General features: G+C 49.6%; 15 protein-coding genes. 9 read left to right on the top strand and 6 right to left on the bottom strand.

From position 1 onward, the window contains the following. The first annotated feature begins 127 nt into the window (after nucleotides 1-127). From BLS44_RS03080 to BLS44_RS03055, 6 genes are all read left to right on the top strand, one after another. The gene (locus BLS44_RS03080; protein WP_245729080.1) at nucleotides 128-1,294 is read left to right on the top strand and encodes a dipeptidase; all 1,167 of its coding nucleotides are present in this window, start codon (nucleotides 128-130) and stop codon (nucleotides 1,292-1,294) included. A gap of 24 nt (nucleotides 1,295-1,318) precedes the next feature. Beyond that, the gene (locus tag BLS44_RS03075) at nucleotides 1,319-2,257 is read left to right on the top strand and encodes an XAC2610-related protein (protein ID WP_090388517.1); all 939 of its coding nucleotides are present in this window, start codon (nucleotides 1,319-1,321) and stop codon (nucleotides 2,255-2,257) included. A gap of 290 nt (nucleotides 2,258-2,547) precedes the next feature. Further along, nucleotides 2,548-4,179, top strand: a complete 1,632-nt coding sequence (locus BLS44_RS03070; RefSeq protein ID WP_245729079.1) for a PNGase F N-terminal domain-containing protein — start codon at nucleotides 2,548-2,550, stop codon at nucleotides 4,177-4,179. Nucleotides 4,180-4,460: 281 nt separating this feature from the next. Further along, the gene (locus BLS44_RS03065) at nucleotides 4,461-5,504 is read left to right on the top strand and encodes an efflux RND transporter periplasmic adaptor subunit (protein ID WP_090388516.1); all 1,044 of its coding nucleotides are present in this window, start codon (nucleotides 4,461-4,463) and stop codon (nucleotides 5,502-5,504) included. 34 nt (nucleotides 5,505-5,538) lie between these two features. Further along, the gene (locus BLS44_RS03060) at nucleotides 5,539-8,664 is read left to right on the top strand and encodes an efflux RND transporter permease subunit (RefSeq protein WP_090388515.1); all 3,126 of its coding nucleotides are present in this window, start codon (nucleotides 5,539-5,541) and stop codon (nucleotides 8,662-8,664) included. Between the two features lie 3 nt (nucleotides 8,665-8,667). Further along, complete coding sequence (locus tag BLS44_RS03055; protein WP_090388514.1) at nucleotides 8,668-10,005, top strand: TolC family protein; 1,338 nt, start codon at nucleotides 8,668-8,670, stop codon at nucleotides 10,003-10,005. Between the two features lie 453 nt (nucleotides 10,006-10,458). Here BLS44_RS03055 and BLS44_RS03050 read toward each other — a convergent pair whose 3' ends face one another. Continuing rightward, the gene (locus tag BLS44_RS03050; RefSeq protein ID WP_090388513.1) at nucleotides 10,459-11,619 is read right to left on the bottom strand and encodes a Gfo/Idh/MocA family protein; all 1,161 of its coding nucleotides are present in this window, start codon (nucleotides 11,617-11,619) and stop codon (nucleotides 10,459-10,461) included. A gap of 346 nt (nucleotides 11,620-11,965) precedes the next feature. Between BLS44_RS03050 and BLS44_RS03040 the strand changes: the two genes are divergently transcribed. Further along, nucleotides 11,966-12,853, top strand: coding sequence for a L,D-transpeptidase (locus BLS44_RS03040; RefSeq protein WP_090388511.1), 888 nt, complete (start codon nucleotides 11,966-11,968; stop codon nucleotides 12,851-12,853). A 204-nt stretch (nucleotides 12,854-13,057) separates the two neighbouring features. Here the strand turns inward: BLS44_RS03040 and BLS44_RS03035 are convergent, their stop codons facing one another. Next, complete coding sequence (locus BLS44_RS03035) at nucleotides 13,058-14,101, bottom strand: flavin reductase family protein (RefSeq protein ID WP_090388510.1); 1,044 nt, start codon at nucleotides 14,099-14,101, stop codon at nucleotides 13,058-13,060. Nucleotides 14,102-14,265: 164 nt separating this feature from the next. After that, the gene (locus BLS44_RS03030; protein ID WP_176954292.1) at nucleotides 14,266-14,685 is read right to left on the bottom strand and encodes a hypothetical protein; all 420 of its coding nucleotides are present in this window, start codon (nucleotides 14,683-14,685) and stop codon (nucleotides 14,266-14,268) included. 507 nt (nucleotides 14,686-15,192) lie between these two features. Between BLS44_RS03030 and BLS44_RS03015 the strand changes: the two genes are divergently transcribed. Next, nucleotides 15,193-16,731, top strand: a complete 1,539-nt coding sequence (locus BLS44_RS03015) for a serine hydrolase (RefSeq protein ID WP_090388506.1) — start codon at nucleotides 15,193-15,195, stop codon at nucleotides 16,729-16,731. Nucleotides 16,732-16,856: 125 nt separating this feature from the next. Next, nucleotides 16,857-17,339, top strand: a complete 483-nt coding sequence (locus BLS44_RS03010) for a hypothetical protein (protein WP_143019640.1) — start codon at nucleotides 16,857-16,859, stop codon at nucleotides 17,337-17,339. A gap of 23 nt (nucleotides 17,340-17,362) precedes the next feature. On the opposite strand, the gene BLS44_RS03005 is transcribed toward BLS44_RS03010, so the two are convergent. The 3 genes from BLS44_RS03005 to BLS44_RS02995 form a co-directional block, all read right to left on the bottom strand. Beyond that, the gene (locus tag BLS44_RS03005) at nucleotides 17,363-18,256 is read right to left on the bottom strand and encodes a sucrase ferredoxin (RefSeq protein ID WP_090388504.1); all 894 of its coding nucleotides are present in this window, start codon (nucleotides 18,254-18,256) and stop codon (nucleotides 17,363-17,365) included. 9 nt (nucleotides 18,257-18,265) lie between these two features. Next, nucleotides 18,266-19,462, bottom strand: a complete 1,197-nt coding sequence (locus tag BLS44_RS03000) for a cupin domain-containing protein (RefSeq protein WP_090388503.1) — start codon at nucleotides 19,460-19,462, stop codon at nucleotides 18,266-18,268. Between the two features lie 86 nt (nucleotides 19,463-19,548). Then, nucleotides 19,549-19,758, bottom strand: a complete 210-nt coding sequence (locus BLS44_RS02995) for a hypothetical protein (protein ID WP_090388502.1) — start codon at nucleotides 19,756-19,758, stop codon at nucleotides 19,549-19,551. Nucleotides 19,759-19,906 lie beyond the last annotated feature (148 nt).

Genomic DNA, 19,906 nt, shown 5'->3' with positions numbered 1-19,906 from the left:
CCGCGTCTCTATACCTCGTTGGCAACACAAACTCCAGGATCTAAAAAATCTTCGTGTACCTTCGTGCCTTAGCAGCCTATGTAGCTGCACAATCACTACAAACATGAATCTACCGGGTTTAAAAACAATGGGGCTTTCATGCATGCTGCTTGGTGCCGTTTCCGCAACAGCGCAAAGGGCAGCAAGGATCCATGATAAAGCCATCCTCATTGACGGGCACAATGATGTAACATCTGCATCTGTCGTTCAGGGGAGAGACATTACAGCGCCACAGCCGGACCGGCATACGGACCTGCCACGGTGGAAGAAAGGCGGCCTGGATGTACAGTTCTTTTCCGTTTTTACGGGGCCTGTTGCCCATAATCCCAAAGGCGTATATGCCGATGCCAATGACCAGATCGATTCGCTGGAAGCATTGATCCGCCGCCATCCGGAACAGCTTATGCTGGCTAAAAGCTCAAAAGAGATCCGCCAGGGCCTAAAACAAAAAAAACTGGTAGCCCTCATCGGTGTGGAAGGCGGCCACATGATCGAGAACGACCTCCGCAAACTGGAAGCCCTTCAGAAAAGAGGGATGCGTTACCTGACCCTTACCTGGAACAACAGCAATTCCTGGGCTACCAGCGCCCTGGACGAAACCCAGCACCCCGACACCTTAAAACACAAAGGACTTACAGCCTTTGGCAAATCGGTAGTAAGAAGGCTCAATGAGCTGGGCGTATTGGTTGACCTGTCCCATACCGGTGAACAAACCTTTTATGATGCCATTGCCACCAGTACCAAACCTATTATTCTGTCCCATAGCTCCGTTTACCAGCTTTGCCCTGTATTCCGCAATGTAAAGGACGATCAGATCAGGGCCGTAGCAAAAAATGGCGGGGTCATCTGTATCAACTTTTACTCCGGCTTTATCAGCAGGAAATTTGATGAAAAGCTCACTTCGCTTTCAGAACCGGTAAAAAAACAATTTGTGGATTCTGTTTTCCGGAAGACGGGTGACACGATACTGGCACTTAAACACTGGGACAGCTATTTTAAAAAAGAAATGGAAACCGTGCGGCCAACGCTTTCGGACCTTGTGGATCATATCGATTATATTGTAAAACTGGTCGGCGACGACTATGTAGGCATCGGATCAGATTATGACGGCATTGGCTCCGTGCCTGCCGGGCTTGAAGATGTCAGCGCTTACCCCAACATCACAGCCGAGCTGCTGAAGCGCGGCTATACCAAAAAATCGATCCGGAAAATACTGGGCGGTAATGTATTGCGGGTGATCGGGGCCAGCTTTTAATGACCGCAGCATTTTAATATCCATATGAAAAAACAATCAATTTTGCTCCTGCTGCTGCTTGCTACTCATGGGGCAGTTGCTCAAAAAACAATCGTCCACACCTGGATACATTACCAGGGCACCATTGGCAGCTACCCGGTGGAAATAAAAATAAGGCATACTCAAAATACTGATTCCATCCAGGGTGAATATTATTATACCCGTAAGGGAAGCTCCTCAACGATCTATCTTGAGGGAACAACGGCTCCCAACGGGGCCCATATCAGTGAAAGCGCTTATAACCGGCAATTACAGAAACATGAAAAAACCGGCACATTTACCCTCAATGCCATTGGCAGCAAGGACCTGAGCGGAACCTGGACAGGAACTCACCAGAACACCCTGCCGGTACAACTGAAACGGGTCGAAAACGAATCCGTAAATGATCTTCAGCAATGGGAGATCCGGCTCCGGCTCTATAAGGGTAAAGAGGAAAATGCCGGAGGTTCCCTGCAAGATTATACAAAGGCAAATAAACTCTTCATTCATGACCCGGTAAAAAAAATCACAAAGGAACTGGATGGTTTCGACGAGGTGCTGTACAATGATTACGGGGAAGCGGAACTGGAAGACCTGGATTTCGACGGTTATCCCGACCTGAAAATCCCCATTTATTTTCCGCAGGCAACAAAAAATGATGGTTCCTTCCTTTATTTTATTTACAACCCGAAAACGCGGCAATTTGCTTCCAACAAAGCACTGAACGAACTGGGTTTCCTCGACTTTAATGCCTTAACAAAGGAGTTCCGGAAATCGGATGCAGACGGGCGTGGCAACGAAGGTGACGCCTATTATAAATGGGTCGGCGGCAAATTCTATCTCATCCGGGAAGTACGGGTTTATGAAGACCGTCCGCAGGTTTTTTATACAGAATATACGATCAGGAACGGGCAATCCGTCAAAACAAGAACCTATAAAAAGTAATAGGCCTCTTTTAAGCAACAAGATCCTGCATAACCATTTTAGCTGCTGCTGCTTTTATGGTTAAAATTCAACCTCAGGGAGCAAGAGAAAACATGCAATGATGTTGAGCAGGACGGTTGTATTGCATGCAGTCCGGATTTGCCGCGCACTTTGCACCAGAGCAATATGCGGCTTCCGTATCACAGATTCAGACCGAAACAACCGGACAGGTGGTTATCTTTGCACCACTGAATAGCATTATGATGAAAATGAACGTTTTTTTATTGGTTGCCCTATTAACAGGAGTATCCATGCCAGGGAATGCACAGGTAGCTTTTACCGATAACCCGGTCTACAAGATCACCTACGGTACCAGTTTTAACGGGAAAACACCGGAACGGCAAAATAAGATCTGGGTTTTTGCAGGACCTCAGCAAACCCTGCTTACCACGGAAAAAGATTTTACCGGTAAAGCCACCTACCCTTTTGAACTTTCGATGATCAACCGGCCAGCCAACCGCCAGGAGCTCTTTGCGTTCCTCAATGAGCAGGAAGCCATGGCAGCTTCCGACACCGCATTGCGTACCCAACACTTCGAATTACTGAATGAGACCAAAGAGATACTGGGTTATCGCTGCAAAAAAGCAAAAACAGTGGTCAACTCCAATACGATCGAACTATGGTATACGGACCAGCTCCCGGTAAAAGGGGCCCCTACCCCATTAGGCCAGAACCTGGGCCTGGTGCTGGAGCAGATCCGGAACGGGAATAACAGCATCCGGGCTGAAAAAATAGAAAAACAAAAACCGGTGCTTCCTGCCTTCCTGGCCCGGAAAACACTGCAGACCGACCTGCTGAGTTACCGGGATGCCATCTGGAACAGCCGCTTCACCACCATCCCCCTGTTTACCAACCAGGTCATTAATTTTTCGGATACCAGCCGGTCAACCGGAGATGTGATGCGGTTTGCCAACGGCACGGTCGTAGTAAAAAAAATAAAGATACCGGTGCTCGACAGCGGCTGCAATATTTTCCTGGATCTCCTGGAACAATCCAATGGAGACGCGTACGACCGGACGGGAACCGTATTCCTTATACCCACCGGCAAAAAACAATCCTTCCTGGACGGGTTAAAGAACGGCGCCAAAACCCTTCCGGTTTATACAAATGGCAACGGTAAAAATTACCAGGGCGTTGCAGCTACAACAGACTATGCGCCCCCGCTGGAACTGATGCGTTTCTTCACACCTTTCGGTATCAAACAATTCAACCACATCCAGCTTAAAGGGAAGCAATGGCAGGAAGCTGTTCCCTACCGGCAGGACATCACCGACTTTGCGGCTGCGCTCAATAACAGGGAAGTATATATCGGCGTATTCATTGGCAACTATGATAAAGGCGGACATAAAATAACAGCCCGTCTTACCATACACAAAGGGGGGCCAGATAAGCAGCAACAGCAGATCCTGCCCCTGTTCAATACCCTGAACATTATGGAAATGGCCGGGCAGGAATATGCTACCATGTTTGATAATGAAAAAGGATTGACGGTCAATTTCCGGATCAATGCTCCGTTAAAAAATGCCCACCTGCTTTATACCACCACAGGACACGGAGGCTGGGGCAACGGTGATGAGTTTGTTCCCAAAAAAAACACGATCCTGCTCAACGGCAAGATCATCTTTGACCTGGTGCCCTGGCGACAGGACTGCGGCACTTACCGCCTGTTCAATCCCGCATCGGGTAATTTCAGCAACGGCCTTTCATCTTCCGACCTGAGCCGCTCCAACTGGTGCCCGGGAACGGTGACCAATCCCTTCCGGATCAGCCTGGGTGACCTTGAGGCAGGAGAATATACCCTGCAGGTAACCATTCCGCAGGGAAAACCGGAAGGCTCCAGTTTTAGTGCCTGGAATGTTTCGGGAGTATTAGTAGCAGATTAACGGTTTCCCCCGGGGCCTCGGAACATATCCGGTGGGCTCCTGTATACAGAAAGGTGCATAGTGAGAAGTTCTATTACCCGGTGCCCGGCCTGACGATTCACCGTTTAAAGGAGTGCTTTCCAAATGCTCCCCGTTTAAAGTTCAGTACTAACCGGGTTCTTCGTACTTTAGCAAGTTCTTCAGAAATTAGAAAAACCGCATCTTTACGCAAGATTTTCGCTCCAAAAGAGTCTTATAGACTTGGTGCCTATTATTTAATTATTTAACTAAATAACATTCGTTTGAACCGGATTCCAACGCCCTTACTCCTGCTGTTGCTGATACTGAGCATCCAGGCTTGCAATGAAAAGAAAAAAGCGGCTCCCTCCGGTCAGAAAAGGGGCACAGCCAAGGTGGACGCATTTATTATAAAAACGGAGTCATTTGCTGAAAACATAGAGACCCCGGGAACCATTGTTGCCAATGAAGTAACGGAGATCCACCCGGAGGTATCCGGCCGGGTAGTGCAGCTCAATGTGAGAGAAGGGCAACTGGTAAGCAAAGGAACAGTACTGGCCCGGGTATATGACGGCGACCTGCAGGCACAGCTGAAAAAGCTGGAAGCGCAACTGGCCATTGCAAAAGTTAATGAGGACCGGGCCCGGCAACTGGTAGGCATACAGGGGATCAGCAAGCAGGACTATGACAACAGCCTGCTGACCATGCAGAACATCCAGGCCGACATCGCCCTGGTCCGCACCGAAATTTCCCGCACTGTGGTACGGGCGCCCTTTAGCGGGAAAATGGGCCTGAAGGCGATCAGTCCCGGCGCCTATGTAACACCCGCTACGGTCATTGCGACCATTAACCAGACCAGTACGCTCAAGATCGATTTTGTGGTCCCCGAAAAATACACTTCCAAAATTGCCCCGGGACAGTTCGTTAATTTTACGGTGGAGGGAAATAATACCAGCTATGCAGCCAAAGTAATGGCTACAGAATCCAATGTATCGGTAACCAATCGCAGCCTGACCGTAAGAGCCGTGGTAACCGGTCCTGCGCAGGGACTGATCCCCGGCGCCTTTGCCAAAGTAAAGATAGGCTTCGCCCCTAAAAGTAATGCTATTTTCATTCCCACACAGGCCATCCTGCCCACCGCGCGCGGTAAACAGGTGATCCTTGTAGACAAGGGCCAAGCCCTCTTTTCTGATGTGGAAACCGGTAGCAGGGATTCAGCACGGGTTGAGATCACAAAGGGGCTGAAGACGGGAGATACCATCCTGGTAACCGGGGTAATGGCTACCAAACCCAATACAAAAGTGAGCATAAATAAGATCGTTAACTGAAAAAGATGATGCTACATCATCCAATACATTATTGATGAATATTTCTGAGCTAAGTTTGAGGAGACCGGTATTGGCCATCGTGATGAACCTGGTCATTATTGTGTTTGGGTTTATTGGGTTCAAGTTCCTGGGTGTACGCGACTACCCTGCCATTGATCCCCCCAATGTAAGTGTGCGCACTTCTTATGCGGGTGCCAATGCAGACATCATCGAAAGCCAGATCACCGAGCCCCTGGAAGATGCCATCAACGGCATTGCCGGTATCCGGAACATTACTTCCAGCAGCAGCAACGGAAGCAGCAACATCAACGTGGAGTTTGAGGTAGGTGCTAACCTGGAGGCAGCAGCCAATGACGTGCGGGACAAAGTATCCGCAGCCCAGCGCCAGCTTCCCCCCGACCTGGAGGTACCCTCCGCCGTTACAAAGGCAGATGCCAGCGCCGAGCCCATTCTTTCAATGACGGTGCAGAGCAATACCAAGAATCCCCTGGAGCTTACGGAATATGCCACCAACAGCCTTATAGACCGGCTGCAGACCATCCCCGGGGTTAGCAGTATCGATACCTGGGGCGAAAAACGCTTTGCCATGCGGCTCTGGCTGGATCCCAATAAAATGGCCGCCTTTAACATTACGGCAGCGGATATCCAATCGGCGCTGCAACGGGAAAATATTGAACTGCCTTCCGGTAAATTAACCGGCGAAAATACAGAGCTGACCATCCGCACCTTCGGGCGGCTTGATACGGAAGAAGAGTTTGAAAACATCATCATAAAAAACGAGGGCGGCGCCGACATCCGCGTTAAAGACGTTGCCAACGTGGTGCTGGGCCCGGAAAATGAAGAATCCGCCCTGAAAGAAAGCGCCGTTCCTATGATTGCCCTGGCCATTATTCCACAGCCGGGCGCCAATTACGTTTCCATCTCCGATGAATTTTACAAACGGATGGAGGCGATCAAAAAAGAAGTTCCGGACGATATCAAGCTGAACATTGCCCTGGACCAGACCCAGTATATTAAAAAATCCATCACAGAAGTAGAAGAAACGCTCTTCATCGCCATCGGGCTGGTGGTGATCATTATCTATTTATTCTTCCGCGACTGGATCCTTTCCATACGCCCGCTGATCGACATCCCGGTTTCGCTGATCGGGGCCTTTTTTATCATGTATGTTATGGGATATACCATCAACGTGCTTTCGTTGCTGGCGATCGTGCTGGCAACCGGGCTGGTGGTAGACGATGGTATCGTAGTAACCGAAAACATCTTCAAAAAGCTGGAACAGGGACTGAGCAAAAGAAAGGCAGCGCTGGAAGGCTCCAAAGAGATCTATTTTGCAGTTATTGCCACCTCTATTACCCTTGCGGTCGTTTTCCTGCCCATCATCTTCCTGCAGGGCTTTGTAGGCAGCCTGTTCCGCGAATTCGGGATCGTGGTAGCCGGCGCCGTACTCATTTCCGCCTTCGTATCACTGACCCTTACCCCTGTTCTCAACGTTTTTCTTTCCAAAAAGAACGTGCACAAACATTCCTGGTTCTATAACAAAACAGAGCCATTCTTCCGGGGGATGGAACAATACTATGAGCGGTCGTTAAAGGCATTTATGAAAGTGCGCTGGGTATCCTGGCTCATCGTGATCGCCTGTTTTTGCATCATCGTGGTCATTGGCCGCAATATACAGTCTGAGCTTGCACCCATGGAAGACAAGAGCCAGTTCCGGTTAAGCCTTACGGCGCCGGAGGGTACGTCTTTCTATGCCATGGATAAGTACGTAGACAAAGTATCGCAGTTCCTGATCGACTCCGTTCCGGAAAAAGAGATCGTGCTCTCGATCACAGGGTCGCGCATGAGCGGGAGTGCCAATACAGGGATGGTACGGGTACGCCTGGTGCCACCCAATGAACGGAACCGTTCCCAGAAAGAGATCGTGGATTATGTAAACCGGCATGTATCCAAATATACAGAGGCCCGCGCCTTTGCCATACAGGACCAAACCATCCAGGTGAACCGCCGCGGCGGACAGGATGTACAGTTTGTACTTCAAAACAACGATTTTGAAAAGCTTTCCGGGATACTGCCGAAATTCCTGGAAGAATGTAACAAAAGCGACATCCTGCAACAGGTGGACGCCGACCTCAAATTTAATAAACCGGAGCTGCGGGTACATGTAGACCGTTTAAAAGCGGCGCAGCTGGGTGTAACGGTAAGCGATGTATCGCAGGCACTGCAAACCGCATACAGCAACCAGCGGCTGGGGTATTTTACCCGGAGCGGCAAGCAATACCAGGTGATGGCGCAGGTAGACCGCATCAACCGAGACGACCCCAATGATCTGAAAAAAATATTTGTACGCAATAACCAGGGACAGTTGATCAGCCTGGATAATATCACCAACGCGGTTGAATCCACCACACCGCCCACGATCTATCACTTTAACCGGTACAAATCGGCCACTGTATCGGCCGGCCTTACCGAGGGACATACGGTTGGTGATGGCGTAAAAGAGATGAACCGGATCGCTCAAAAGGTGCTGGATGAATCGTTCACCACTTCCCTGAGCGGATCGGCGAGGGATTTTGCAGAAAGCAGCAGCAATACCAGCTTTGCCTTTTTGCTGGCGCTCGGTCTTATTTTCCTGATCCTGGCAGCGCAGTTCGAAAGCTTTATTGATCCCCTCATCATTATGATCACAGTGCCGCTGGCCCTGGCGGGCGCCCTGCTCTCGCTCTGGATCTTCGGCCATACCCTTAATATCTTTTCTGAAATCGGCATGATCATGCTCATTGGGTTAGTAACCAAGAACGGGATCCTGATCGTAGAGTTTGCCAACCAGAGCCGCAAGAAGAATATGGGCAAGACGGAGGCGGTAATTTTTGCAGCCGGTCAGCGTTTACGGCCCATCCTTATGACAAGTATGACCATGGCCCTGGGAGCCCTGCCTATTGCCCTGTCGCTGGGAGCGGCAGCCACCAGCCGTATCCCGCTGGGGATCGTGATCGTAGGCGGTATCATCTTTTCCCTCATCCTTACCCTGTATGTAATTCCCGCTATTTACAGCTATCTTTCTTCCAATAAGAAGAACAAAGAATTTGATGAGATGCTCCGGCTGGAAGGCGACAGTTATGCAAAGCCCGACGCTTCGCATAACGATAAAATGCATTAATACATGAACAACGATTTTTATAGAACACGGCAACTATCCCTCCTTCTCCTGATACTGATATGCTCCGTACAGGTTCGCGCGCAGCGCCTTTTAACCTTAGAAGAAGCGATCGCCACTGCGCTGCTCAACAACTACCAGATACAGCTGTCAAAAAACGATTCAACCGTAGCCTCCATCGACTACAGCTATCGCAACATGGCGTTCCTGCCTGTTGTAAATGGCAACGCCGGCCTTACCAATACCAATAACAACCAGAAACAGACGCTGGCAGATGGAACCCAGAGAAAATCCAGCAATATCCGGAGCAACAATGTACAGGCCAATGTAACCCTTAACTGGGTCCTGTTTGACGGGCTGAAGATGTTTGCGACACGCGACAAGGCCGCAGCGCTGCTGGAAGCCGGTGAATATACCATCAAAGAGCAGATCGTTAATACGATCGCCTCCGTTATCAACAACTACTACGCCATTGCAAGAGGCAAACAACAGATCGAAGCCACCGATGTACAGATCAAGCTGAACGAAGAGCGTGCCAAGCTGGCGCAGAACAAACTCGATATCGGAACCGGCGCCAAACCCGATGTGCTGCAAAGCAAGGTAGACCTGAATAGCCAGCGATCATTACGGATGCAGCAGGAAGTTCAGGTAGCACAGCTTAAAGAACAACTGGCACAGGCCATGAACAGCCAGATCGATGGCGCTGCATTTGATATACCCGATACCATACCGCTCAACTATGATCTTTCACTGGGCAGTATCCTCGACGGGATCGAGCTGGACAATCCATCCCTCCAACTGGCAAAAACAAGGATCCAGGTAGCACAATACACATTAAAGGAAAGCAAGGCTGGTCTTTACCCTACCCTCTCCTTTAACTCCATGTATAATTTTACCCGCACGGAAAATAAGAAGGTCATTAACCCCTTCTCCACCCTGTTCAATCAAAGCCATGGATACAACTATGGTTTAACTGCCAGTATTCCCATTTTTAACCAGCTGTCTGCCAGAAGGGATATCAAACAAAGCCGGTGGAGTTTGAAAATGGAAGAACTGAACTACGATAACCAGCATTCCCTCATCAGGCTGAGTGCCCTCAACTCCTATAAAAATTATGATCAGCAAAAGCGGGCACTGAAACTCGAGGAAGAAAATATTGAACTGGCGAAGGAAAATGTGGATATTGTTTTTCAAACCTACAAGTTGGGCATGGCCACCCTTGTGCAACTGCGGGAAGCACAGCTTAGCCTGGCGCAGGCTTACGACCGGCTGATCGAAGCCCGGTATAATACTAAATTGTCTGAAACCGAGCTGATGCGATTGAAGGGCGATATTATAAAATAGCGGTCAGATTTCAGCCATCAGTATTATGCCTGCATTAAAAATTTGATGATCGAAGCAGCTAAGTCTGCGTCCGCACACATTGCCTTCAGGTTAACGGAAAAGCGAAACTGGCAGCATTCCGGAATTGGAGGAAGGTCCGGCTGATGGCCTTCTGTATTACATTCCAGGGGCAAACGGCAGCGCCCGGCCAATCAACTGCGGACTTAGTTGGCGATACAGAAGGCGAACCAGGAGCAGAGCGCCACAGGCTCAGATTATAAGCTAACAGCCAGGGTGCAGGCACAACCCACCGAAGCGAAAATATCTTTCATTTAAATCCCGAAAGCTTAAAGAAACGGGGATGGAACCCGGGATCGGCAGAAAACAATCAGCCTTCAATTTTCAACCCGGGATCGGCTGAAAACTGAAGGCTGGTAGCTGAAGGCCGACATTTCAATTCCGGCCCCTCAAATCTCAAATCTCAAAATCCCACCACTTCTTATCCGATTGCGCAGAAGCAACAACATTATCGATAAAGGCCATCCCTCTTACACCATCGTCCACCGAGGGAAAATCAAGGCTCTCTTTTGACGGGGTTTCATTGTGCAATTTGGCCTGCAACGCCTGTGCAAAATTCCGGTAGTGATTAGCGAACGCTTCCAGGTAGCCTTCCGGATGCCCTGCCGGAGTGCGGCAATTGTGCTTTGCATAATCATTCAGGTAGCCACTGCCTGCCCGGTACACCTGGGTGGGAGCATCCAGCCATTTAACCAGCAGGGTGTTCGGTTCCTGCTGATGCCATTCCAGCCCTCCTTTTTCGCCATACACCTTAATCTTTAATGCGTTTTCTTCACCCGCAGCCACCTGGCTGGCGATCAGCACACCCGATGCGCCCTGGTCAAACTTCAGCAATACAGCACCGTCATCATCCAGGTTACGTCCTTCCACAATGGTATTCAGGTCTGCACAAAGTTTCGAGATATGCTGGCCGGTAATATACTCAGCAAGGTTTGCAGCATGGGTGCCGATATCTCCCATACAGCCGCTTTTCCCGCTCTTTTTAGGATCTGTACGCCAGGCTGCCTGCGCATTTCCTTCACGCTCAGACAACCGGCTCAGCCACCCCTGCGGATATTCCACATAAACCTTCCTTATTTTTCCGAGGGCCCCTTCTGCCACCATCTGCCGGGCCTGTTTTACCATCGGGTAGCCGGTATAGGTATGTGTAAGGCAAAGCATCAGCCCCGTTTCCTTAACTTTCTGTTGTAATTGCCGGGCCTCATCCAGGCTGAACACCATCGGCTTTTCGATCACAACATTAAAACCATGCTCCAATGCCATCATAGCCGGTGCGAAATGCACAAAATTGGGCGTTACGATCGATACAAAATGCATGCGTTTATCCTCCGGAAGCTGACTTTCTTTCCGGATCATCTCCTCATAATTCAGATAGATACGGTCTTCCGGGAGGAACAGCATTTCGCCGGATTCTTTAGCAACCTCCGGGTGAATGCTCAATGCCCCGCAACACAATTCTACCTGCCCGTCCATATTAAACGCCAGGCGATGCACCGCTCCGATAAAAGCGTCCTTGCCTCCGCCGATCATACCAACGCGCAATTTTTCTCTTTTCATATAGTAATTTTTATTTAACGTGAATGGTTACGAATATACATCTTTCTGTCTGAAAACAGGTGCACATGGCCAGGACAAACACATCCGGATTAACCACTTAAGAAGGTTCAGCAGCGGGTGCGCACCCCGGCCCCCACTGATCTCCGCAGGCTTTCCCCGCGAAAAGCGGCAAAATACATCGGTGTGCCGGTACGCCACCGGCGCCTGCGGGCAAAAACAATACGCCGGGGTACAACAACCTCTATATAATGGAAGTGGCTCACCGGAATTGGTGATGAAGAATTAAACCGGCTGCATCTCATCTCAACCTTTTTTTACCGATATTGCAACGCAATTCTTATTTAAAATGAACCGCTATTTCCTAACTGCTGCAGTTGCCTGTATCCTGTTTACCGCATGCAGACAGATCGAAAAAAAAGTAAACACCGCTGTTCCTCTGTCAAAAGACACAACCCGGGCAGCACCGCTACAGCCGGAGCCGCCCCGCCTGAGTTACCGGTTTATTAAACAAAAAGTGTGGCAATCCTTAAAAGACAGCTTTGACGGAGCCCGGCATCTCGACCTCCTGATCGCCATCAACCGGACCGACTCCAATCATATCCGGCGCCTGGACAGTATCCTGGTACCCAGTGATTTTTCGTTGCCACGCACGGCGTACCTTCCATTTCCGGAAGAAGTAAGCTTCTTAAAGGACATTCATAAGATCCTGCTCTTTTCCCTGCACGCCCAGGCATTTGCCGCATATGAAAACGGCAGGCTGGTCTTAACCGGCCAAACCAACACGGGCCGCAAAAGCAAGCCAACACCGGCACGCCTGTATTTTGCCAACTGGAAGGCCCGTAAAACCACCAGTACTGTTAATGATGAATGGATCCTCAAATGGAATTTCAATGTGCACAATACCTGGGGAGTCGGTTTCCATGAATATGCGCTCCCCGGCTACCCGGCATCCCACAGCTGTATGCGCCTGCAGGAATCTGATGCCCGGTTCCTCTATAGCTGGGCCGAGCAATGGGTCTTAAAAAACAACCAGCAGGCAGCAGCGGGTACACCTGTTGTGGTTTTTGGCCAGTACCCTTTTGGGCAACCCCGCCCCTGGTTTAAACTCGCTGAAGACCCTGCCGCACTCACCATTCCGCCCGATAGCCTGAAAAACTACCTGGCTTCCGCGCTTCCGGAAATCATCAAAAAACAGCAGCAGAGAGATTCGATCCTACGGGAATTTAAAATGTGAGGGGTTCAAAATCAAAAGCAGTTAGCCTGGGTCGCTTAGCATTTTAGAAAATAGTCAATGTTTCTCTTTGGCAGACAATGAAGTTAATTCTTAAAAAAAAGTTAATAGCAGAAATTCGATCAACCCCCGGCATTCAGCGGTGAGGCCATGATTTTCGTCGTTGGATACTGCCCGATCCGGCCCCTGGCATCCCGTTATCCGCCCTTATTCAAAAACAATAGCGGCATCGCCCCCGACCGGGTAACCCTGGCAGGTAAGTACACGGCCTTTAGCAATTTCATCATCCGTCAGCACTTCATTATATGCCATCCAGATCTTCCCCGAAGTGCAGGTAGCCACACAACTGCCGCACTGCCCCGATTCACAACTATAGGGCAACGTTATGCCCGCCTTTTTACCGGAGGCCGTAATCGTATTGGGATATTGCACCACCAGCTCGTGCCTGGTATGACCAATCCGTATGGTGACCTTATGCGCCTCCAGATCCGGTGGTTTGGGTTTCAGCAACCGTGGCAGGGGATAAAAATCTTCTTTTATGATTTGTTTTCCGCTCACCCCATTACTTTTTAAGGAGATGCCCGCCATAAGCATATAGTCATAAGGGCCGCAAATATAAAACAACGTGTGTTTCCTCACCGGCGCCGGCAGGTGCTGTTCTACAAAATGCGTCAGTACCCAATGGCTGAGCCGCTTTTGTAATACGTCCGGATGATTGCTAAACATAAAATAGATCAGCAGCCGCCCTGCGTATTGCTCTTTTAACTGCAGCAAAGCCTCATGGAAAATAGTGTCGGCCTCCGAGCGGTTACTGTATAACAGGATCATATTTGCCTCCGTGGTCTTCAGGAGCGTTTTTATCAACGAAAAGCAGGGTGTAATGCCACTCCCGGCAGCAAGGAAGCAGAATTGCTTACCAGAGGTATCTTCCGGAAGCACAAAAAAACCGCTGATGCCGGATGTATCCAGCACATCGCCCGCCTTTGCTTTGTAAATAAGGTGCCGGCTAAATTCACCGTTATCTAATTTTTTCACTGTAAAGGCAAGCGGTTCTCCTACCACATGACTTGAAGAAATGGAAAACGAACGCCGCTGTTCCCCCAGGTGATTCTGAAAGACAAGCGTCAGGAACTGCCCCGACCTGTAAACGGGCTTCCAGTCGCCCAACGGCTCCACTACAAACGTTTTTGCATCTGCCGTTTCCTGTATAATCCTAATAATCCTGAGTTTTTTGATCACTGCATCATTCATCCCGCTAAATGTACTATATCTGTTGAAATATGGCAACTTTTACCGGGAGCGCTTTCCGGCAGGCCCCGTACGATCTCCTCCGCTGCGGAAGCGGAACGGCTTTTAAAGTAAAAAGGCGCCCGGAATCAACCGGAGCGCCCTCTTTGCCTCTAAGTGTTTGCCTATTATTTTATATACTCTTTATGCCCGTTCTTATTTACATAGTACCTGCCTCCCCGTTTTCCCCTGTAAATCGTTCTTCCTTTTGCATCAGTGCCTATGACGGGATCTGCGGCGGCCACTGCCGGTTGGGTGCTCTGCACAACCGCCGGGCGGGGCACAGGAGCCGGTACAGGCGTCGCTTGGGGCTTAGCAACAACCGGCCTCGGCTGCGGCGCCGGGACGGGAGGAACGGGTTGCAGCGCCTGTGCTTTGGCAGCATCCCGGTTGGCTTTCAAACGCATATCCGGCTTTCCTGACTTTGTGACGCCGGTAGCTTTCCTGTGTTCTTTTGCTGCAGCCGGAACTGCCGGCGCCGCCTGCTGGGCAACTAAAGCACCGCAAAGACCAGTGCTCATTAACAATGTAAATAAAAGACGCTTCATTTTCTTACGGATTAATAAGTCAGGCACCCCGGATAACAACATGAAGATAATCCGGGCCAGGCCGTTTTGTTTTTAATAATGGTCCAAAAGGCAATAACTGTCGGTCAAACCCTCTCTTCTGTTGTTCATTAAAGCCGGTGAGTGCTGCATACCTGCGGGAAAACGTTACCTCCGGGAACAGGGGCTTCCCGTAGGGCAAACGCATCTAAATTGGGGGAGAAGAGCACACCGGGAGCATTTTCGGGCGCTGTAAGTGCCGCGTGTTTATAGCAAGGTATTAAAGAGAAAAGCCGGCTCCTGTAGGAGCCGCGTAAAATTTCGGGCCAAACAGACACGCGGCTCCTACAGGAGCCGGGGGGATAAAACAGCAGATTACTATAAACACGCCGCTCCTCCGGAGCTGCACAATGCTGAAACCAGATGCGTTTGCCCTGAGACTTCCCGCAGCATGCCCGCTTTTAAGTATATTTATCTCCATAATTAATCATTTTCATCCCAAAGCAGACAATGAAATCAATACTGCTCTTTGCTTTTTTTACCTGCAGTGCCTGCGTGCTGTCCGCACAGACGCCTTCTTTTATCGGTGACAGCCTGGACAATTATATCAAAAGAGGAATGCAGGAATGGCAGATCCCCGGGCTGGCCATTGCCATTGTAAAAGACGGGCAGGTACTCCTTCAAAAAGGCTATGGTGTGCGGGACATCAACCAACCCGGGCAGGTTGACGAAAACACGCTTTTTATGATAGCCTCCAATTCCAAGCTGTTTACCGGAACCGCTATAGCAAAACTGGAGCACGAAAAGAAATTGTCATTCAACGATCCCATTACCCGGTACCTGCCCTGGTTCCGGATGTGGGACAGTACTACTACCCGGCTGATCTCGATCCGGGATGTATTGTGCCACCGCCTGGGCACCAAAACCTTCCAGGGCGATTTTACCTTTTGGGACTCCAGCCTTCCCAAAGACTCCATTCTCTGGAAACTGCGGTACCTGAAACCCTCCGGCACCTTCCGGCAGGACTACGGTTATTGCAATGCCGGCTTTTTAGCGGCGGGCCAGGTACTGCAGCAGGTTACAGGACAAACCTGGGAGCATTATGTACAGGAAAACATCCTTACTCCCCTGGGCATGGAGCGTACATTTATGAGTACTGCGGATATGCAGCAGCGCGCCAACGCAGCTTCCCCCCACAGCAATATGTTCAGCCCGCTTACGGTCTTACCATTTGATCGTATCGACAACCTGGGCCCAGCCGCCAGCATGGTCAGCAATGTAAGAGATCTTACACGATGGCTGCGCCTGCAGCTGGATAGCGGCCGTTTTGAAAGCAGGCAGTTCCTGCCCTGGGAGGTGCTGCAAAAAACACGCGATGCCAACATAACGGTGAACAGCCGCAGGAACAGCAACTACCCCATTCATTTTGTAACCTATGGGCTTGGGCTGTATTCCGCCGATTATAACGGCCGGCAGATATACTGGCATACAGGCGGAGCATTCGGGTTTGTAAGCAGCCTGTGCTTTGTACCGGAAGAAAAGCTGGGGATCGTAATCCTGACCAATAATGACAACCAAAGCTTTTTTGAAGCACTCCGGTACCAGATACTGGATGCCTACCTGGGTGTTCCCTACAAAGACCGGAGCAGGTTCCTGCAAGGCTATGCGGCCAAGACCCGGAAAGAGACCGCAACCGAACTGACGCGGATGCAGCAGCGGGTGGATGCCCGCAACAGCACTCCGGTACCGCTGGATGCCTATACCGGTGACTATTATAATACGGTTTATGGAAGGATCCGGATCTCCAGGAAAGGAACCAGGCAGCTGAGCTGTTCCTTTCAGCATCACCCGGACCTGACGGCTACCCTGGAATATATGGACAATAACACTTTCCGGCTCACCTATTCCAATATTGGTTTTGGTGTGTTCCCGGCCGTTTTTACCTTAAAGGACGGAAAGCCAGAGACCGTGCAGATCAAAGCAACGGACTTTATTGAATACGATGCCTACCTGTTTGCCCGGGATCCACAGGGGCTGATGGTTAAATGACCGGGGGCCTGGTATTTTGTAGTTGGATTTTGGTATTTAGACTTTGATATTGGAATGCTGATGGCTGACCCGGCTGGATAATCCTCCGCCTGCATAATGTATATTTAAAGCCCGATCGTATCAACATGAAATCACTTATGCTCTTCCTCTCTTGCTTTGCTACGGTAATGCTTTATGGTCAGCAGGACACAGCTTACCGGAACAGGGTGGAACATTTCATTGCACAGATTGAAAGAAGCCCGGCACTCATTAAACATACGGTCAAACAGAAGGACGGCACCTGTCATTACTGGTTATACAAAAGCCGTTTATTCAAAATTGAAAAACACGGGTCGGAAAAAACGCCCGAAAACCATATTATTGAAAAGGATTACCAGTATTATCTTGACCGGGGAAAACTGATCCGGGCTTATGAACGCGAACTATTACTGGTGAACGGGAACCGGGAAGATGTGAATGTATGGAGCGCCACTACTTATTTTAAGAGCAACCGGCTCCGATACATTACCTCATTAGGACACGGCAAAACAGAAGATGAGGAGTATGATATGGAAAAAGAAACGCTCAAATATTTTCAGGAATTGAAAACGCTTCTGCAGCTGCAATAGCTGTAACCGGCAGGACTACCGGTTTATGCCCTGTCAAAATATTCCAGTATATACCTGGTGATACTCCCCGGCTTTTGCGATTTGCAGGTGAGGTAGTAAGGATAAGGGATCACTTTCTTTAGAAGGCGAAGCTGGTAGGAAGCCCCATTTGCTGTAACCCGGAACCGGAAGCCTTCCTCCTCTTCCTCCTGGGCATCAATGGTAAAATCAAAGCCTGTTGAAAAGTCCTGCAACCGCTCCCGCAGATAACATTCTACGGATTGATACAGGAACGACCGTGTGCAAAGCCCCCGGTAGTTGGGATAATGGATCTGCTGCTGCTCGGTTGCATCCAGGATCGCATCCACATCTTCAACCATTACACGGCCATAATAGATGCCCTGCGGCAGACATACCGCATTGGCCGCAAAACGGTCGCCCCCCACGTGAGTGCTTTCAAAAACGGGGACGGCCTTATCATGATTCTCAATGAACTTAAAAACAGGAAAGCCGAATTTAGCACAGCATTTATCCTTTTTACCATTGGTGCATACCACAAAGAAAGGGTCCGTTTCCCAGATGGTATCCGGGTTATTGATGTAAAATTCCAGCCGGATGGCTGCCACATCTGCCAGTGTGGAAAGCAGGGTCAGGTAGCGATGCCGGATGCAGTCCACATAGATCAGCCGGCAGGTCTTAAAATCCGTTTTACGGTTACGGATCAGCAGGAGCTTCGCTTTTTTTTGTTTTGCCAGCTCCTGGAGACCGGCAATAAAGTTAGGATCAAAATGGGCCTGGCTGATCTTTTCCGGGAAAGGATCACTATGCTCCAGCAATATAAACCCGTTATAATTTGCCGCAGATCCATGAATATCCTCTTTAAAATACCGCGATGCTGCGCTGCAAAAAAAAACGTGCCGGGTGCCTGTCTTGCTCAATGATTGTATTTATATTGTGTTTGAATTGCTGATGAATACCACTCCCTCCCGGACCAGCTGCGTCACCGCCTCCATCATAACGGTCTCGGGCTGTTCGCCGGGCAGCGCTGCCACCGTGAAATTTTCGGAATCAAATATATGATCAATCGCCGGTTTTAGGGAGCCGGGGAATGAAATTGTTTTTCCAAAGCACTTTAAAAAGCACTGGTCTCCCAGGTTTTCCCGTTCGTAAAACACATTGCGGTTAACCTCCAGCACGGTATCCGCACCAAGGTCGTTTAATTGCAGCAGGCTATTAAAATACCCCTGTACCAGTTGCGGCTGCATTTTCTGGTACTGATCATCCAGCTTCCGCAACGCATCGGCACGGGCTAAACGGCTGATCGTTTCTTTCAAAAGTTCCGTCTTTTCCCCGATAGCAGCATCCAGATCCTTACTCCAGAAAGGGACGGCCTCCCGGAACGCTTTCTCATTTTCCAACTGCATCAGCAGCTCAGAAAAATACCGGATCCAGGTAAATGATAATATCCCGATCGTGATATGCGCAGAAATGCCATCATCCGCTACCGCATCATGCACATAGCCCCTGGGCACATACAAAAAATCACCGGGCTGCAATTGCAGGGTCTGCTCCGGCGCCTTATTATAGCCCTTGCTCACAAATCCCTGGTTTTTTGTGGGCAGCTCTTTTTCAAAGCCATATAAATGCCAGGTTTTTGTTCCGGAAATCTGCAGTACAAATACATCATGTGTATCCCAGTGCGGGTTAAAACCCTGGGACCGGTTGGGGGTTATATATAAATTTGCCTGAACCGGCGCATTAAATTTCCGGGAGAGCGCCATACAACAGGCCGATAAATGATCAAAATACCGTTGCCCTGCCTGGATCACCAGCGTGGCGCCTTCGTTAAACAAGGCAAAAGCCTTCTCCGTATGAATGATGCCATCCCGTTTATGATGCCCGATCGGCACTCCCTTCAGGGTGTACGCTGCAGCAGGCACTTCATTTCCGTTCTTTACAATACGCAACGAGGGATAAAACACATCCTGCCGGTCGAGAAACGCGGATATTTCGGCCGCCGTCAGCACCGTATTATAATAAGCCGGATCATTCCGCCGGATATGCAGGACCTGCTTTTCATGATAGGTATTAAAAAAGGCCTCAACAGAACAGGGAGCAATGATCTTGTCAAAAAAGGCGGTCATATATTCAGTCCATTTTTAGATCTCACAAAATAATAAAAAAGCCGCAGCATACCAGATGCTGCAGCTTTTCATACAATTCATTTTTATCAGGCATTGTCCGATCCGTCTGCATCACTTCCGTCGCCATCGGCGCCCCCATCACCATCCGCCCCTCCATCTCCGTCGGAAGCATCGGATCCGTCGCCATCGCTGCCATCACCATCTGCCCCGTCGCCATCCATTTCTGAATATTCGTTTTCCGTGGTGCGCGTTACCTGCAACGCTTCTTCATTTAACAAAAGTTCATTTAATTCCATAATCAACGTTTAAGGAGTTTAGAAATAGTTTACTAAAGTAAGTTAGGACTTTTTTTTAAAAGCGCCAGCCCCTTCGGCAAATTTAATAGTTCATTAATAGAGCAGGCGTTGCCACCTGAGTATTTGAAAACGTGGAAATAAGACCCTG

It is taken from the genome of Niabella drilacis, from assembly GCF_900101395.1.
Lineage (GTDB): Bacteria > Bacteroidota > Bacteroidia > Chitinophagales > Chitinophagaceae > Niabella > Niabella drilacis.
This window is presented reverse-complemented; position numbering and strand designations above follow the sequence as displayed.

Coding starts and splice junctions, on each gene's coding strand:
- BLS44_RS03080 (WP_245729080.1), top strand. CDS start 128: ATGGGGCTTTCATGCATGCTGCTTGGTGCCGTTTCCGCAACAGCGCAA.
- BLS44_RS03075 (WP_090388517.1), top strand. CDS start 1,319: ATGAAAAAACAATCAATTTTGCTCCTGCTGCTGCTTGCTACTCATGGG.
- BLS44_RS03070 (WP_245729079.1), top strand. CDS start 2,548: ATGCCAGGGAATGCACAGGTAGCTTTTACCGATAACCCGGTCTACAAG.
- BLS44_RS03060 (WP_090388515.1), top strand. CDS start 5,539: ATGAATATTTCTGAGCTAAGTTTGAGGAGACCGGTATTGGCCATCGTG.
- BLS44_RS03055 (WP_090388514.1), top strand. CDS start 8,668: ATGAACAACGATTTTTATAGAACACGGCAACTATCCCTCCTTCTCCTG.
- BLS44_RS03050 (WP_090388513.1), bottom strand. CDS start 11,619: ATGAAAAGAGAAAAATTGCGCGTTGGTATGATCGGCGGAGGCAAGGAC.
- BLS44_RS03040 (WP_090388511.1), top strand. CDS start 11,966: ATGAACCGCTATTTCCTAACTGCTGCAGTTGCCTGTATCCTGTTTACC.
- BLS44_RS03035 (WP_090388510.1), bottom strand. CDS start 14,101: ATGAATGATGCAGTGATCAAAAAACTCAGGATTATTAGGATTATACAG.
- BLS44_RS03030 (WP_176954292.1), bottom strand. CDS start 14,685: ATGAAGCGTCTTTTATTTACATTGTTAATGAGCACTGGTCTTTGCGGT.
- BLS44_RS03015 (WP_090388506.1), top strand. CDS start 15,193: ATGAAATCAATACTGCTCTTTGCTTTTTTTACCTGCAGTGCCTGCGTG.
- BLS44_RS03010 (WP_143019640.1), top strand. CDS start 16,857: ATGAAATCACTTATGCTCTTCCTCTCTTGCTTTGCTACGGTAATGCTT.
- BLS44_RS03000 (WP_090388503.1), bottom strand. CDS start 19,462: ATGACCGCCTTTTTTGACAAGATCATTGCTCCCTGTTCTGTTGAGGCC.
- BLS44_RS02995 (WP_090388502.1), bottom strand. CDS start 19,758: ATGGAATTAAATGAACTTTTGTTAAATGAAGAAGCGTTGCAGGTAACG.